This window comes from Bacteroidota bacterium, assembly GCA_030706565.1.
In the GTDB taxonomy this organism is placed as follows: domain Bacteria; phylum Bacteroidota; class Bacteroidia; order Bacteroidales; family JAUZOH01; genus JAUZOH01.
The window spans coordinates 1-1,483 of the sequence record JAUZOH010000585.1 but is presented as its reverse complement, the minus strand read 5'-3'; the positions used below and the strand labels follow the sequence as shown (position 1 = coordinate 1,483).

The following is a 1,483-nucleotide window of genomic DNA, read 5'->3' as shown; positions in this document are numbered from 1 at the left end:
GGGATCAGCCAAGCTCTCAGACCCTGATTTTCAGCTTGGAAAAGGTTGTTTGGTTGACCAATTGGTGGGGCAATACATGGCACACATCTGCGGATTGGGTTACCTGGCCAGCGAAAAGAACATCAAAATCACGCTCAAGTCTATCATGAAGTACAATTACGTCAGCGATTTTTCGCCCTTATTCAACAACATGCGCTCGTATGTGATGGTTAACGAAAGCGGTCTGATTATGGCCAGTTGGCCGAATGGCCGGTTGAAAATTCCATTCCCTTATTTTGCTGAATCGATGACCGGTTTTGAATATACCGCCGCTGTGGGTATGATCTATGAAGGACAAACAGCCAATGGCCTGAAATGTATCAAAAGCATTCGCGACCGTTTCGATGGGTACAAAAGAAATCCTTACGATGAACCTGAATGTGGCCATCATTATGCAAGGGCAATGGCCAGCTGGGCTTCGGTTCTGGCTTTGAGCGGTTTCCATTATTCAGGAGTCGAAAAATCGATGAGGTTTACATCCGATCCCGGAACTTACTTCTGGAGCAACGGTTCGGCCTGGGGAACCTGCAAAGTCGAAACAGGGAAAGCAACCCTTCAGGTGCTGCACGGAAATCTCGATTTGGCTCTTTTTTCGCTGAACGGAAGTCCGGCAAAGTTAAGAAAACCATTGTCGTTAAAGGAAGGCGAGTTGGTTCAACTCAACATCAACTGAAATGGAACTGCATGGCAATGGATATATGAGGAACAAAAACTGCCAACGCACCTTTCGTAAGCCCATTAATATTGGAGATGGCATATATTTTTCAACACTATAGGGTATAACAATTAGAGCCACATTAAGTGCCAAACAAAGATATTTGTTGTTACTCAAAACAAATCCTTATTTAATACAACGTGTTACAAACAAAATATTAGCTTCTTATCTGGATATTGCACAAGAAACATTAAGCAGACTTAAATCGAAATGACATTTTTTGACCTATATCCATGTGCAAGTGGTTTTAGCGTTTTAGTTTTGTGATAAATTTAAAACATAAGGTAAAATGAAAGAATTTGTATTAATGTTCAGGATGGACATTACAAGCAAGGACGCTCAGCCTTCACCAGAACAAATGAAATTGTATATGACTCAATGGATGGAATGGATTAATGATATTTCAGATAAGGGACAATTAGGAGATGGAGGCAATCATTTTTCAAGAAACGGAAAAGTTCTTAAACCGAAGCAAGAAGAATTAGATGGCCCATACACAAAGGATAATGAATCTGTAGCAGGATATATTATTATTTTTGCAAAAAACATAAAAGATGCAGAAAAAATTGCTAAAAGATGTCCAATACTTAATGGTGATGGTACTAGTGTAGAAATTAGAGAAATTGCCAAACCTGGCGAGTAAAACAACGAACCGCTAACAAGCGCTCATTCGCCACTGGGGTTTAAGCGGTAAGGCAAGTGCAGTTCTCGCTGGCCAGTTTCTTATCG

Annotated in this window: 2 protein-coding genes; both read left to right on the top strand. The window is 40.7% G+C overall.

Going from position 1 to position 1,483, the window contains the following annotated elements; all coding sequences use genetic code 11:
• Positions 1–712: GH116 family glycosyl hydrolase (locus Q8907_17000; protein MDP4275968.1), on the top strand; the 712-nt coding region annotated here is incomplete at its 5' end.
• 331 nt (positions 713–1,043) lie between these two features.
• A complete protein-coding gene (locus tag Q8907_16995) occupies positions 1,044–1,397 on the top strand; it encodes a YciI family protein (GenBank protein MDP4275967.1) in 354 nt (117 codons plus the stop codon).
• The last annotated feature ends 86 nt before the right edge of the window (positions 1,398–1,483 follow it).